The sequence below is a fragment of the Kribbella sp. NPDC050241 genome (assembly GCF_044459685.1).
Lineage (GTDB): Bacteria > Actinomycetota > Actinomycetes > Propionibacteriales > Kribbellaceae > Kribbella.
This window is the reverse complement of sequence record NZ_JBITJE010000008.1, coordinates 1-13,672: the sequence shown is the minus strand read 5'-3', so window position 1 is coordinate 13,672 and position 13,672 is coordinate 1. Positions and strand designations below refer to the sequence as shown.

At 68.6% G+C, this 13,672-nt stretch carries 13 protein-coding genes; 1 reads left to right on the top strand and 12 read right to left on the bottom strand.

All coding sequences use genetic code 11. The annotated features are described in order from the left end of the window. The first annotated feature begins 25 nt into the window (after window positions 1-25). Window positions 26-538: a GNAT family N-acetyltransferase gene (locus ACIBG5_RS30945; protein WP_396395030.1), complete on the top strand. Its 513-nt coding sequence runs from the start codon at window positions 26-28 to the stop codon at window positions 536-538. Here the strand turns inward: ACIBG5_RS30945 and ACIBG5_RS30940 are convergent. The 12 genes from ACIBG5_RS30940 to ACIBG5_RS30885 all read right to left on the bottom strand — a co-directional run bounded on the left by ACIBG5_RS30940 (window position 492) and on the right by ACIBG5_RS30885 (window position 13,352). Next, window positions 492-1,475, bottom strand: a complete 984-nt coding sequence (locus ACIBG5_RS30940) for a cation diffusion facilitator family transporter (protein ID WP_396395029.1) — start codon at window positions 1,473-1,475, stop codon at window positions 492-494. The genes ACIBG5_RS30945 and ACIBG5_RS30940 overlap by 47 nt on opposite strands. Then, window positions 1,472-1,885, bottom strand: a complete 414-nt coding sequence (locus ACIBG5_RS30935; protein ID WP_396395028.1) for an ArsR/SmtB family transcription factor — start codon at window positions 1,883-1,885, stop codon at window positions 1,472-1,474. The genes ACIBG5_RS30940 and ACIBG5_RS30935 overlap by 4 nt, the downstream gene beginning before the upstream one ends. A 36-nt stretch (window positions 1,886-1,921) precedes the next feature. Further along, a complete protein-coding gene (locus ACIBG5_RS30930) occupies window positions 1,922-2,872 on the bottom strand; it encodes an acetylxylan esterase (RefSeq protein WP_396395027.1) in 951 nt (316 codons plus the stop codon). Window positions 2,873-2,888: 16 nt separating this feature from the next. Beyond that, window positions 2,889-3,776, bottom strand: a complete 888-nt coding sequence (locus tag ACIBG5_RS30925) for an NAD-dependent epimerase/dehydratase family protein (protein WP_396395026.1) — start codon at window positions 3,774-3,776, stop codon at window positions 2,889-2,891. Window positions 3,777-3,799: 23 nt separating this feature from the next. Continuing rightward, window positions 3,800-4,690 carry a carbohydrate ABC transporter permease gene (locus ACIBG5_RS30920; protein WP_396395025.1) on the bottom strand — a complete coding sequence of 297 codons (891 nt, stop codon included), beginning with the start codon at window positions 4,688-4,690 and terminating at the stop codon, window positions 3,800-3,802. Further along, window positions 4,687-5,577 carry a sugar ABC transporter permease gene (locus ACIBG5_RS30915; RefSeq protein WP_360456867.1) on the bottom strand — a complete coding sequence of 297 codons (891 nt, stop codon included), beginning with the start codon at window positions 5,575-5,577 and terminating at the stop codon, window positions 4,687-4,689. The genes ACIBG5_RS30920 and ACIBG5_RS30915 overlap by 4 nt, the downstream gene beginning before the upstream one ends. Beyond that, window positions 5,574-6,959, bottom strand: coding sequence for an extracellular solute-binding protein (locus ACIBG5_RS30910; protein ID WP_396395024.1), 1,386 nt, complete (start codon window positions 6,957-6,959; stop codon window positions 5,574-5,576). The genes ACIBG5_RS30915 and ACIBG5_RS30910 overlap by 4 nt, the downstream gene beginning before the upstream one ends. Before the next feature lie 14 nt (window positions 6,960-6,973). Beyond that, entirely contained in the window at window positions 6,974-10,114 is a 3,141-nt protein-coding gene (locus tag ACIBG5_RS30905; RefSeq protein WP_396395023.1) for a sugar-binding protein, read from the bottom strand. A 145-nt stretch (window positions 10,115-10,259) separates the two neighbouring features. Beyond that, the gene (locus ACIBG5_RS30900) at window positions 10,260-11,036 is read right to left on the bottom strand and encodes an IclR family transcriptional regulator (protein WP_396395022.1); all 777 of its coding nucleotides are present in this window, start codon (window positions 11,034-11,036) and stop codon (window positions 10,260-10,262) included. Between the two features lie 48 nt (window positions 11,037-11,084). Then, entirely contained in the window at window positions 11,085-11,723 is a 639-nt protein-coding gene (locus ACIBG5_RS30895; protein ID WP_396395021.1) for a response regulator, read from the bottom strand. Beyond that, window positions 11,720-12,874: a sensor histidine kinase gene (locus ACIBG5_RS30890; RefSeq protein WP_396395020.1), complete on the bottom strand. Its 1,155-nt coding sequence runs from the start codon at window positions 12,872-12,874 to the stop codon at window positions 11,720-11,722. The genes ACIBG5_RS30895 and ACIBG5_RS30890 overlap by 4 nt, the downstream gene beginning before the upstream one ends. A gap of 7 nt (window positions 12,875-12,881) precedes the next feature. Further along, on the bottom strand, window positions 12,882-13,352 hold the full coding sequence (locus ACIBG5_RS30885; RefSeq protein ID WP_396395019.1) for a hypothetical protein: 471 nt from the start codon (window positions 13,350-13,352) through the stop codon (window positions 12,882-12,884). Window positions 13,353-13,672 lie beyond the last annotated feature (320 nt).

Here is a 13,672-nt window from a genome sequence, read left to right as displayed (position 1 = left end):
GGTCTCCCGAACTATTCTGAGTTTCGTGCAGATCACCATCCGCCACGCGGGGCGGGACGAAGTACCGGCGGTGCTGGCGCTGCTCGACGGGGCGACCGAGTGGCTGGTCGCCCAGGGACGGACGGATCAGTGGGGCACGGAGGCGCATTCGACCAATCCGCGCCGGGTCGCGCAGATCACCGGGTTCGCCGACGACGGGCTGTGGGTGGCCGAGGCGGACGGCCGGGTGGTCGGGGCGCTCGCGGTCGGGCCGGCGATGTCGTACGTGCCAACTGTGGACGAGCCGGAGCTGTACGTCCGGCTGTTGGTGACGGATCGGGCCTTCGCGGGTCGTGGCATCGGTGCCGAACTGCTCGACCACGCGCGGATGCTGGCGCGGGAGGCCGGTGTCGGGTTGATCCGGGTGGACTGCTTCGCGGGCGGGGACGGCGCACTGGTTCGGTACTACGAGAAGCAGGGATTCGTCCGGGACGTGGAGTTCTCCGTACCGGTCAATGACTGGGAATGGCCGGGTCAGGTCCTGACCCAGCGGCTGTGACCGAGCGGTGCACGGTGCCGTGGGCGTCGCTGCAGTGGGCGTCGCGGTCGTTGCCGGAGGCATGGTCTACCTGCAGGGTCGAGTGCGTCAGCTGATGACGCTCGGCCAGTAGCGCCTCGACCTTGACCCGGATCTGGTGGCAGTCGAGCCCTTGGGCGACCAGGATGTGCGCGGACGCGGCCGGCTCACCGGACGTGATTTCCCAAACGTGCAGGTCGTGGACCTCGACCACACCTTCGACCGCGCACAACTCCGCGCCGAGGGCCTGTGGGTCGATCCGGGCCGGCGCGGCCTCGAGGAAGATCCGGCCCGAGTCGCGGACCAGCGAGATGCCCGCCTTCAGCATCAGCGTGGCTACTACCAGCGCGGCGATCGCGTCGGCGCGGGCGAAGCCGGTGAGCAGGACGACGAGACCCGCGATGGCCGTCGCGATGAACGCGAAGAGGTCGTTGAGGATGTGCTGGAACGCACCCTCGACGTTCAGGCTGGAGCGGTTCGCCTTGCTGATCAGGTAGGCGGCCAGCAGGTTGACCACGATGCCGACGACGCCGGTGATCAGGACCAGCCCGCCCTTCACCTCGGGCGGATCGATCATCCGGCTGACCGCTTCATAAACGAAGTACGCCGCCAGCAGGAGCAGCGTGATCCCGTTCGCCTGGGCGGACAGGATCTCGACCCGCTTGAAGCCGTACGTGAACCCACCGGCCGGCGGACGGGCGGCGAGCCGGATCGCGATCAGCGCGAGCACGATCGCGATCGCGTCGGTGAGCATGTGCGCCGCGTCGGTGATCAGGGCCAGCGATCCGGCCGCGAGCCCGACCAGGACCTCGGCCACCATGAAGCCGACGATCAGCGCGAGCGCGCCGCTGAGCAGCTTCCGGTCCGCTTCTGTGCTTACACCGTGCCCGTGGCCGTGGCCGTGTGCTTCGGCCGTCATGCGCCGGACCTCTCCGGGTGGATCGCGTCGGTGTGTTCGGTGTGCGCGACGGCGAGGTCGACCAGCATCCGCACGTGTGCGTCGTCCAGGCGGTAGTACGCCATCCGGCCGTCCCGCCGTACGGCGACCACGCGGTGGGCGCGCAGCAGCCGGAGCGCGTGCGAGGTCGCGGACTCGCTCAGCCCGGTCACCGCGGCGAGGTCGCAGACGCACAGTTCGCCGTCGAGCAGCGCGACCAGCAGCTTCAGCCGGCGCGGATCGCCGAGCAGGCTGAAGACATCGGCGGTGTCGACGATGTCGTCCTCCCCCGGCATCCTGGCATTGACGCTCGCCACCCGCTCCGGGTCGACGACCCGGACGGTGCAGGCGTCGATCGCCGCGCTGCCCTGCACATCTGCAGAACTCTTCATACGTCGACAATAGGGTCGCCCCCGGGCGCCCGCAAGCTACAGCGTCTCCCCCAGCCATCGCAGCTGCCGCATCCGCTGCACCTGAGCGCCGCCCTCATGGCCGTTGAACGGCCAGACGTCGATCTCCGCCGGGCCGCGGTAGTGGTTGTACGCCGCGAACACCGTCGACGGCGGGCAGACCGCGTCCATCAACGCGACCGAGTACCGCGCCGGAGCCGTCGCCCGAGCCGCGAGGTTCACCCCGTCGAAGTAGTCGAGTACGCCGAACACGTCCTCGGGCGGCACCCGCCGACGGGCGAGGTAGTCGGCGATCTCGCCGTACCCGGTCTTGGCCACCATCTCGGCCGCCCGCCGGAAGTGCGTCAGGAACGGTACGTCGATCAACGCCGCGGCGACGTCCGTCCGCAGCCCGGCCACTGCCTGCGCGATCCCGCCCCCTTGACTGCCGCCGGCGACGACCATCCGGGCCGGGTCGGCGATCGGGTGACTCCGCGCCGCGTCCACCGCGCGGACCGCGTCGGTGAACACGCGCCGGTAGTAGTAGGAGTCCCGGTCGACGAGTCCGCGGGTGAGGAATCCGGGCACCTGCGGGTTCGCCCCTGGATCGGGATCGGCGGTGTCGGTCCCCTGGCCCCGCGTGTCCATCACGAGTACGGCGTACCCGGCGGCCGGGTACACGAGCCAGTCGATCGGCCAGTTCCGCCCACCCTGGTAGCCGAGGTACTGCACCACCGTCGGCAGCGGTCCGGCCACGTCACGCGGCGCCAGGAACCACCCCGCGATCCGATGCCCACCGAACCCGGTGAACCGGATGTCCCACACATCCACGGTCGACAGCCCGGCGTCGTACCGGACGAACGCCGGCTCGAGCGGATCGGTCTCGGCCTTGGCCAAGGTGTCCCGCCAGAACAGGTCGAAGTCGGCCGGCTCACTGCGCTCGGGGCGATACTCGCGCAACTCCGGCAGTGGCTTGTCGAACAAGGGCATAGCTGTCCTCCTTTCGTTACCCGGCGACCCGGGTGAAGTCGACGGGGAGCGGCCGGAGGTCGAGCTCGACCTGATGCTCCGCGGTGAACCCGAGCAGGTCGCGAGCCCGGGACAGGTCCATCGGTACCGCGCGTCCGAGCAGTGCCCGCCGGACCGGGACCGTCGGGTGGTACCGCGCCAGCAGTTCGTCGGTCGGGTACGGCGCCAACGTCTGCGGGGCGGCAACCAGTACGGCGTGGAACCCGGACACCGGCGCGGTGATGGCCAACCGCAAGGCCCGGGCGGCGTCGCGGAGATCGAGGTACGCCCAGAGCTCGGCTGATCCGTAGAGCGGGTCGGCCGTGGTCGCCGCGAGCCGATCGCGCCGACGCCTGTCGTCGGCGACGAACGGCAGGCGCAGCGCGACCACCGTCAGACCGTGTCGCCGCGTCATCATCACCGCGGTCGCCTCGTCGACCTGCTTGGACAGCCCGTACGGGTCCTCGATCTGCACCGGCAGGTTCTCGTCCACCGGCAGGTACGCCGGGTGCCGGATCCCGGCCGCGAACGGCAACCCGGTGATCGAGTAGCTGCTGCTCAGCGCGACCCGCCGTATCCCTCGCCGGCCGGCCGCCTCCAGCACGACGAAGGTCGCACGGGTGTTGCCGCCGAAGACCTCGAACGGCGTACCGTGACCCGGCGAGGCCAGTCCGGCCAGGTGGATCACCGCATCCGCATCGGCCATCGCCTCGTCGACCGCGGCCGGGTCGCGGGCGTCCCCGATCACCATCCGATCGGCCGGCAGTCCGTCCGGCTCGATCCGGTCCAATGCGGTTACAAAGATGCCTTGGGCAACCAGATCGCCGACGACGGCATGACCGATCATGCCGCTCGCCCCCGTCACGAGCACCCGGGTCACCGTCACGCGTTCTCCTTCGAGGTTGATGGTCAGCCCTTGATCCCGCCGGCCAGACCGGCCCCGCGGAGGAAGTAGCGCTGGAAGAGCAGGAAGATGATGATCGGCAGCACCACCGAGATCAGCAGTCCGGCCATGAACAGGTTGATCTGCACGTTGTCGCGGATCGACGGCAGCATCACCGACAACGGCTGCTTGGTCCGGTCCGGCAGGACCAGCTTCGGCCAGAGGTACTCGCGCCAGGCGGCGATGATCGACAGCAGCGACACCACGCCGATGATCGGCCCGGACAGCGGCAGCACCAGCGAGGTGAACATCCGGAAGTTGCCGACGCCATCGATCCTGGCCGCCTCGAACAGTTCGGCCGGCAGTTGCGCGAAGAACCGTCCGGTGATGATCACGTTGAACGCACTCGCACCGGCCGGCAGCCAGATCGCCCAGTAGGTGTTGATCAACGTCCCGCCGACGATCGGCACGTCGATCACTGTCAGGTAGAGCGGCACCAGCGAGATGACACCGGGGATGAACAGCGTTGCCAGCAGGGCGCCGTCGATGATCTTGGCGTACCTCGGCCGCAGGATCGCCAGCGCATAGCCGCCGGTCGTTGCCACCAGCACCGACACCGCCCAGTTGCCGAGGGCGATCCAGACCGTGTTGATCAGCGCGGGACCGACCCGGAGGCGGGACCAGGCCGTCTCGATGTTCTGCCACTGCGGGTGCCCGGACCACAGACCGAGTGGGTTCGACGCGAGGTCGTGAGGCTGCGAGATGGCCGCTTTGGCCAGCCACAGGATCGGCCCGAGGCCGGCCAGTGCGAGCAGGACCAGGATCAGCACCTGACCGCTGCCGAACGTCCAGCGTACGAGCGGACGGCGCCGGTCCGCCGCGGAGATCAGACCGCGGTCCTCGCCCCGGGCGCTCATGTCGTGCTCCAGCGCCGTGTCAGCCGGAAGTACAGCAGCGACAGCAGGCCGAGGAAGATCGCCAGCAGGACCGACAACGCCGTCGCCTCGCCGTAGTCGCCGTTGATGAAGGCGTAGTTGTACAGCAGCAGCAGGATCGTCGTCGTCGCGTTCGCCGGCCCGCCACCGGTGAACAGGAACGGCTCGGTGAACACCTGGAAGGTCCCGATGATCTGCAGCAGCAACGTGATCAGCAGGATCGTCCGCAACTGTGGCAAGGTCACGTGCACCACCCGCCGCCAGATCGAGGCCCCGTCGATCTCCGCCGCCTCGTAGAGATCCGCGCGTACGCCGGACAAGGCGGCCAGGTAGATGATCATCGTCGCCCCGGCGTTGGCCCAGGTGGCCTCCAGCACGATGCTGGGCATGGCCCAGTGGGCGTCCTGCAACCACTGGAACGGACCGAGACCGATGCCCCGGGCCAGCGTGTTGAACAGGCCCTCGTCGCTCGCGTCGTAGAACACCCGCCAGAGCAGGATCGCCACCACCGGCGGAAGCACCACCGGCAGGTAGGCGAGCACCGAGAACAACGCCCGGCCGCGACGCAGTTCGCGAACGAAGACCGCGAGTGCGAGCGGCGCGGGATAGCCGAACACCAACGCCAGCAGTGCGAACCAGGCAGTGTTGCGGACAGCGGTGAACAGCAGCGGGTCGGCGAGGACCTTACGGAAGTTGTCGAAGCCGACCCACTCCGCCGGAGTGATCAGGTTCGTCTGCTGGAACGCGAGGACCAGGCCCCGGGCGATCGGCCACCAGGAGAACAACCCGAAGACCAGCAACGTCGGGATCAGGAACACCAAGGTACTGATCCCGCCGTGCCGGACCCACTTCGTCGTACGTCCTCTCACGGGTTGGTCAGCAGCCCGTCGACTGTCTTCGACGAGTCGCCGAGCAGCTTGCCGATGTCGGTGTCCTTCTTGGTCAGCACGGTCTGTACGACGGAGTCGAGGCTCGCGTACACCTTCTGCCCGGCCACCGGCGGCTCGATCATCAGCTTCAGCGAAGCCGCCTTGCTCGTGTACGGCGTGAAGTTCGCCTGGACCGTGTTCACGTACGGCTTGATCCAGGCGTTGTACTGCTGTTGCGACGCGTCGTCGAACAGCCACAGCATCGGCAGCCCGACGGAGTACTGCTTGTCCGCGTTCGCGGTCTTCGCGTCCGTGACGGCATGGTCTTGGTCGGTGAACTTCTCCAGCCAGAAGAACTCCGCCCACTTCACCGCGGCCTCGACCTGCGCCTTCGACGCCTTCGGGTTGAACATCTGTACGGCGCCACCGGTCAGCGTGCCGCCGTCCGGCGAGTCCAGCGGCAGCGGCGCGACGCCGATGTCCTCACCCTTGCCGCCCATCGTCGTGACCTCGTCGCGGTAGTCGCCCGGCGCACCGATGTACATTCCGACCTTGCCGCCGGCGAACTCCTGCTGCAGCTGCTTCTGGTTGAACAGGAAGTTGCTGCCCATCGAGTTGTCGGTCCAGCGCATCTCCTGCAGGGCGGTCAGCGCGTTCTTCATCGGTGCGTCGTTGAAGGCGGCCGAGGCCTTGCCGCCATCCACCTTCTCGATCGTCCCGCCGTACGTGTAGGTCATCGCGGTGAGGACCCAGCCGCCGGTGTTGCCGGTGGTCATCATCGAGTAGCCGGCCTTGCCGGTCTTGTCCGCGATCGCCTTCGCGTCCGTCCGCACCTCGGCCCAGGTGGCCGGCGGCTTGTCCGGGTCGAGCCCGGCCTGCTTGAACAGCGCGCGGTTGTAGTTGAGGCTCATCGTGTACGCCTGCACCGGCAACCCGAAGATCTTGCCGCTGGAGTCCTGGACCGTCTTCAGCACCTCAGGGTTGATCTTGCTGCCGATGGGTGACGCCTTCACCACGTCGGTGATCTCGGCGAGTTGCTTGCGTTCGATCAGACCCTGCACGTCGGTGTACGGGATCGCGACCACGGTCGGCAGCGTCCCCGCGGCCAGGTCGGCCTGGAAGGTCTGAACGTCGTACCCGTACTCCGAGCCCTCGATCTTGATGTTCGGGTTCGCCTTCTCGAACTCGGCGACCCGGTCTGTCCACGTCTTCAGTGCGGCGGCCTGGTCGGGCGTCGGCTTCTGCCCGACCGTGATCGTGACCGTGCCGTCGCCGCTGTCTGCAGCGCTCCCGGATCCCGATGACGAGCAGGCGGTGGCCGCGAGGCAGGTGGTGATCACCAGCGCGGCGACCGTTCCCGCCCTCCGTCGTGTGGTCTGCACAGTTACTCCTTCTGCTAGCTGGTGAACGTTCCAGGGAGGAACAAGGTGGTGGTCTTGCCGGTGACGATGCCGCTCGCCCACTGCAGCGCCCCGGCCCGCCCGGTGCCGTCGTTCTCGTTCAGGGCAAGGGACATCGCGATCGGGCCGGCCGGCGCGGTCTGGAACCCGAGCGCCGCCCACGGCACCTTCACCCGGTACGACGTGACGCCGTCGGCGCGCGTGATCGCGGCGGTGGCGCCCGGTGTGGTTCCCGCCGGACTGCCGTCCGAGGTGCCGAAGCTGTAGACGGCCGGTCCGGTCGGCAGGAGGGCGGCGCCGATCTCGGTGGCGGTCGCGTTCTCGCCGGGCAGCCCGTTGCTGATCGCGAACTGCAGGCCGTCACCCCGCCACAGGTTCGGCGCGGTCTCGGTCTGCGCGAACACGTCGTCGGTGACGGCCGCGTTGACGGTCAGCCCGGTGGCGTCGTACTGGAAATTGGCCGAGCCGGACAGGTCGGCGGCGCCACCCCACGGGCGGGTGAACGCGAGCCAACTGGCGTCGGTCGCCAGGTTGATCGAGCTGGCCGGAGTCGTTGCCGAGGGCACGATCGGATCGAACGCGGTAGTGCCCTTGGCGGAGACCTTGTTGCCGTCGGACGTGGTGAGGTCGACGGTGTAGGCGTATGCCTTCCAGGGCACCAGTCCGGTGACCGGGATGCTGATCGTTGCCTTCTGCCCCGGTTCTATCGACTGGCCGGCGCCGGCTGTTCCGTGCTGGCCGGCGATCGTCCAGGTCAGGTCCTGGATCGTGGCGGACGAGCTCGCCCTGGTGTTGGTCAGTTCGACGCCGAGGCCGGCTGGTGCAGCTTGGGTGAGCTGCGGCACGACGCGGATCTTGGTCGCCGGCTCGACAGTGGTCCAGGCAACCAAGCGGGCAGTGGTTCTCCCGAGCCGGGAGACTGTCGCGACGACGTGCCGCGGTCCGAGCGTGTCGCTTGCCGGGACCGCGATGGTGACCTGGGTGTCCCGGCCCGGAAACACCAGGACCCCCTTCGTCTGGCCAGCCACCGTCACGGCGGCCGGGCCGGCGTTGTACGGCGTGCCCTTGATCGTCACCGTGACCGCGGTCGGCTCCTGCGAGTTGGACGGATCCGCGGCCGCAACCTTCGCCTGTGGCGACGCCGTGACGGCAACGCCGGTTGCAGAGCCCTTCACGAAGACCGGGTCCTGGTCGACCGTCATCGTCACCACGCCTTGCGTCGGGGTCAGCGTGGTCTTGTGGCCGTACATGTCGGTGACCTGGAGCGGGCTGGTGGTGCTGAGCTCCACCGATGAGGAGCCGGTGCCGGTCGACCACAGCACGCGGGTGGTCGACGTACCCGAACCGAAGCGGTACGAGTAGAGCGGGGCGGCCAGGGTGTCGCGGCCGCTGTAGGCGAGGCCGGTGAGTGCGCGGATCGTGGTCGCCTTGGCGACCAGGCCCGGCTTCGGCGCCATCCCGGCGATCGGTCCGGCCGGTGCTTGCAGGAGGCCGAAGGTGCTCTCCTTGTCGTCCAGGTTTGTGCCGTCGTTGAGGGCGTCGTACCAGTAGAACTGGCTGACACCGTTCGCGATCATGATCGTGTCGTTGCGGATCGACTTGCGGGCCTGGTCGAGCATCGAGCCACCGGAGCTGGCGGCGGTCGGGTAGCCCTCCTCGCTGATCCAGAGCGGCTTGCCGGCGCCGCCGTGCGCGTTCGCCGCGGTGCGCAGGTTCTGGATCTGGGTGTCCAGGTCGCCCTCCGGGCCGGGGAACGTGTAGATGTGCGCGTTGATCGAGTCCATGTACGCCAGACCGCCGAGCGAGAGCAACTGGTCGCGGAACGAGGTGTCGCCCTTGTTCGGGCCGACGTCGACGATCACGTTCGCGTTCGGGTTGTCCGCGTGGGTCTGCTGGTACGCCGCCTTGATCAGCTGCAGGAAGCACGCGCCGGTGATGCCACAGGCGCTGTCGTTGAAGCCGGGCTGGTAGTACTCGTTGTAGGTCTCGATGTCGTTCGTGGTGCCGGCGAAGTGCTTCAGCCAGAAGCTCTGGTACCGGCCGAACCCGGCCAGACCGGCCGTGGTGCTCGGGGTGTGCCCGCCGTCGTACAGCGCGTTGCGGTAGCCGGTCACCAGCAGCGGGATGATGCCGTTCGCCTTCGCGTCCGCGACCATCGCGTCGTACTGCGGCTCGACGGTGTAGTTGCCGGGTGAGCCGGACTCCACGTGGGTCCACTCGAGGCTGTCGCGGATGTGTGAGAAGCCGGCCAGGGCGAGGGTGCGGATGAGGGCGCCACTGAGGTTGTAGTAGTGGTTCATGTGGGTGTTCACGCCCCACTTGCCTTGGGGGGACTGGATTCCGGCCGGCAGCGGTGGGATGACGGCGAGCGTCGTACCGACCACCGTCTGGCCGGCCGTGAGGCGGAGGTTGTAGAAGCCGGGACCGAGGGCCGCCACGTTGACGGAGCCGGTCGTCGTGTTGCCTGAGGCAACGGGGAGGTACTGGTCGTCGGTGATGCTCCAGGCCACCGACGACGCGGTCGAGGTGAGCGTCACGCTGCCCGATCCCTGGGGGAACACCAAGCTCTGGTTGGTGACGGTGATACCAGTCGTGTCCGCGAACGAGATGCTGACAGACGAGACGCAGACCGAGCTGATCACACCACCAGGTGCGCTCGCCATCAGCCGGATGTCGGCGCCGTTCGCGCGGTTCTGGAAGTTGACGTCGGACATCCGGAACTGGGTGGTCGCCCACGCGCCGGTGCCGGGGAAGGTGAACCAGGGCAGCGGTGTGAAGGCCGAACTGACGCTGTCGTACTGCGCGCTCAGTTGCTGGCCCGGGGTGTCGAAGTAATTGACCGTGAGCACCGCGTCGGTGGCGCCGGCGGGGATCCGGGCCGCGTCGATGTTCAGGTAGATGTACTGGTCCTTCAGATCGTTGCTGGCCTGCCAGCACGGCACCCCGAGCCGGCTCGACGCCGCGTGCTCCGGGGTCTTGTCCGGGTCACCGGGCCAGGCGGTGATCCCATCGGCGGCGACCGGGTTGGTGAAGACGATCCCGGGATCACTCGCCGCCTGCGCGGGTGATCCCAGCTGAACGGCGGCCAGCACTCCGGCGGCGACCACCGCGAGCACCTTCCGAACCGAACCGTGCATGGGGCGGCCCCTTCGCGAGTTCACATACATGAACAAAGTCTGTAATGTTGAACGACGACGAAAAAGTAGGCGGCCTGCCGGGATGTGTCAACGGTTCGTGCCGCACGGGACTCCCCGGGCGACGTGAATGGCGTACGTCCAGCGCTCAGGCGCTGGGCAGTCGACGCAAGGTTCCGCCGATCTCCTCGGCATGCTGGTGGAGCGCCTCGACCACGTCTCGCTGGTGGGCATCGGTGAACCGCGACAGCGGGATCGAGCAGCTGAGTCCGTACGCCGCCGGGCGGCCGAACGGTATCGCCACCGCGATGCTCCCCAGGCCCAGGGCGTCCTGCTCCCGCTCGGCGGCCCAGCGCCGTACGCGGACGTCCTGGAGCTCGCGCGCGAGCGCCTGCCGGTCGGCGATCGTGTGCTGAGTTTCCGCCGCGAGTTCGGTCGGGACTCGCGCCTCGACTTCCTCGGGCGAGAGCTGTGCGAGCAGCACTTGTCCCATTGCGCTCGAATGTGCGGGCACCCGGCGACCGACCCAGGACCCGCTGCGGAGGATGTGCATCGACTCGCGACTGGCCAGATAGACCACGTCGGCGCCGTCGAGCCGGGCGAGATGAACGGTCTCGTTGAGGTACGCACGCAGCGCGGCAAGGTGTGCAGTCGCGACTTGGTTGACGACGTCGCGGTCGAGGAACGCGGTCCCGACGAGGAGCGCGCGGACTCCGATGCCGTACGCCGTACCGCGCTCGTCGGACTCGACCCAGCCGGCACCGACCAGCGTCCGGAGCAGCATGTGGATGCTGGACTTCGGGTAACCGAGCCGGCTGGCCAGCTCAGTCAGCGTCAGCCGCCCGGGGGCCTGGGCCAGCGCCTCCAGCAGCTCCACGGTCCGAGCCGCCGACTTCACGGCCGGCGGTCTGTCAGCGTCGCTCACGTGTTCGGTATATCAGACGGAGTTCGCATCCGTGAACCTCGGAAGCTCTTAGGCCAGACCGAGGCGATAGGCGTAGGCGACGGCTTGGGCGCGGTCGCGGAGGTTGGCCTTGGCGAAGAGGTGATTGATGTGGGTCTTGACCGTGGCCTCGCTGACGACCAACTGTCGGGCGATCTCCGTGTTCGACAGTCCGTCCGCGATCAGGCGCAGTACCTCGATCTCGCGGGGAGTGAGGCCCGAGCCGGCGAGGACGGCGGGCTTCGGGGTGGCGGCGCCTTCGATCAGGCGGCGCTGGACCTCGGCGTCGAGGATGGACTGCCCGGCCGCGGCCGCCTGCAAGGCCCGCCCGATCGACTCGGCGTCCGCGTCCTTGGTGAGGAACCCTCGCGCACCGGCCCGCAACGCGGACAGCACCGAGTCGTCGTCGCTGTAGGTCGTGAGTACGACGACCTCCGTTTCGGGGTGGTCCGCGCGGACCCGCCTGGTCGCCTCCACGCCGTCGCACTTCGGCATGCGCAGGTCGACGAGCAGGACGTCGGGGTTGTGCTCGGCAACCAATCGCACGGCTTCCTCGCCGTCGGACGCGGCCGCGACCACGTCGATCCCTGGCAGCAGCTTGAGCAACGTGACCAGGCCGTCGCGGACCACAGTCTGATCGTCGGCGACCACGACGCGCACTGCACTCATACCGGAATCCTCAGTTCTACCCGCCAGCCCTCGGACGTCGGACCGGCCTCGACCGATCCACCGACGAGGTCGGCCCGTTCCTTCATCCCGAGCAGACCATAGCCGCCGGGCGTCGGCTGCGCCGGACGCTTCCCCGGCCTGTCCTCGACGGTCAGCCGGACATCATCGCCGTACCGGAGCCGTACGTCGACCGGCGCGCCCGGCGCGTGCTTGCGGGTGTTCGCCAGCGCCTCCTGCAGCGTCCGGTACAGGGTGCTCATCACATCGGCGGACAACTCCCGCGCCTCCCCCTCCACTTCGAAGTCCGCCGCTGCCCCACTCTCCAACCGGTACGACGTGACCAGATCGCCGAACGCCCGTACGTCGGGAACCGCGTCCTCACGCAGCGCAGCAACCGCACGTCTCGCCTCGGCCAGACCTTCCACCGCCAGCCCCTGTGCCCGCGTCACCTGCTCGATCGCCTCGGGCGACGCGCCGTCCCGGATCAGCATCAACCGCGCCCCTTGCAGGCTCAACGACAGGCCGGCCAGCGAATGCGCCAGTACGTCGTGCACGTCGCGGGCGATCCGGGCGCGTTCGGCCAGGGCGGCGGCACGGCCGTGTTCCTCGATCACGGCCTGTTTCCGGGCCAGCGAGACTTCGAGGTCCTCGAGCTGGGACTCCCGGTTCCGGCGGTTGATCGAGGCCAGCACCAGGGCCACCAACCCGAACGCCGGCCCGACTGCCCCGGCCACCGAACCGCTCGTGACGTACAGCGGCACCGAGGCGCCCACCACACCGATGACGACCACCGCGATCTCGCGCGGCCCGGCCCGGTGATAGCGAACTGCCGCTCTGGACACCCAGAACGGCAGCACGATCAGGGGACTCTGCGGCAGCGCGAACCACAGCAGCGATCCGGCGACCGCGAACACCAGCAGCCCGTAGGTGGCCTTGCCCAGCGGCTCGCCGTGCCGCAGACCGAAGAGCGAGAAGTTGCTGATGACAACAAGTAGGGCGAGGACGAGGATCACCGGGTACGGCAGCCGGTGCGGGTCCGGCACACCGCCCGCGAAGACCAGCGTGCCGATCGTCAGTACGCCCGGGATCGCACGGATCAGGAGACCAGGCGCGGTGGCGGCCCGCACCCGGCTCCTGAGCGTCGACGTCATACCGTCATCATGCCCGTTCGACCGCGAGCGGGATGTGCATGCTCAGCGCCCGGCGGTAGATCATCGCGTTCTGTGCGGCGATGGTGAGACCGATGGTCAGGGCGAGCGTCGCGTGGTTCAGCGTGCCGTGCGGCCAGATCGCCGGCGCGGCGAACGCGGCACCGACCCGGATCCCGAGCGTCACGATCCAGAGCGCGAGCGTGGCGCCCGTCCCCTTCTGGTACAGCCCGTCCTCGCGCCGGGTGAGGTGCAGACTCGCACCGCGGGACAGTCCGAGCCCGACCAGTACGACGCAGTCCAGCACCAGGAAGGCGATCTCGCCGGTCGACGCCGTACCGAGCGCCGATGGCAGCGGCAGCAAGCCGATGATCAGCAGGATCGCCGGCATCACCATCAGCGACCGCTGCGTGACCAGCGACCCGGTGATCTGCCGGCCGACGACCCGGAACAGCACCCACAGCCCTACCAAGATCCCCACCACTACTCCGGCCGACATCTCTCAGTTCCTTTCCGAGGAGGTTGTTCGTTGCTGGTGACAACACTCCTCGGATCCGGCCCCCGGAACGTCAGCCCCCAGTTCGCCCCCAGGTGGAACCACACCTCAACCCCAGGGTTGACCCCGCCCAGCCCCCGTCCGATGGGTTGACCCACGAGACGGTGGGTTGGCCAACGGCACGCAGTTGGCCAACCCACCGACGGCTGGGTCAGCCCACCAGATGGGGCCGGTGTCGGGCCAGGTTGACCCCGCCCAGCCCCCGTCCGATGGGTTGACCCACGAGACGGTGGGTTGGCCAACGG

Excerpts from the sequence above, each read along its gene's own strand:
- ACIBG5_RS30940 (WP_396395029.1), bottom strand. The coding sequence starts at position 1,475 with ATGACGGCCGAAGCACACGGCCACGGCCACGGGCACGGTGTAAGCACA.
- ACIBG5_RS30935 (WP_396395028.1), bottom strand. The coding sequence starts at position 1,885 with ATGAAGAGTTCTGCAGATGTGCAGGGCAGCGCGGCGATCGACGCCTGC.
- ACIBG5_RS30930 (WP_396395027.1), bottom strand. The coding sequence starts at position 2,872 with ATGCCCTTGTTCGACAAGCCACTGCCGGAGTTGCGCGAGTATCGCCCC.
- ACIBG5_RS30920 (WP_396395025.1), bottom strand. The coding sequence starts at position 4,690 with ATGAGCGCCCGGGGCGAGGACCGCGGTCTGATCTCCGCGGCGGACCGG.
- ACIBG5_RS30905 (WP_396395023.1), bottom strand. The coding sequence starts at position 10,114 with ATGCACGGTTCGGTTCGGAAGGTGCTCGCGGTGGTCGCCGCCGGAGTG.
- ACIBG5_RS30895 (WP_396395021.1), bottom strand. The coding sequence starts at position 11,723 with ATGAGTGCAGTGCGCGTCGTGGTCGCCGACGATCAGACTGTGGTCCGC.
- ACIBG5_RS30890 (WP_396395020.1), bottom strand. The coding sequence starts at position 12,874 with ATGACGTCGACGCTCAGGAGCCGGGTGCGGGCCGCCACCGCGCCTGGT.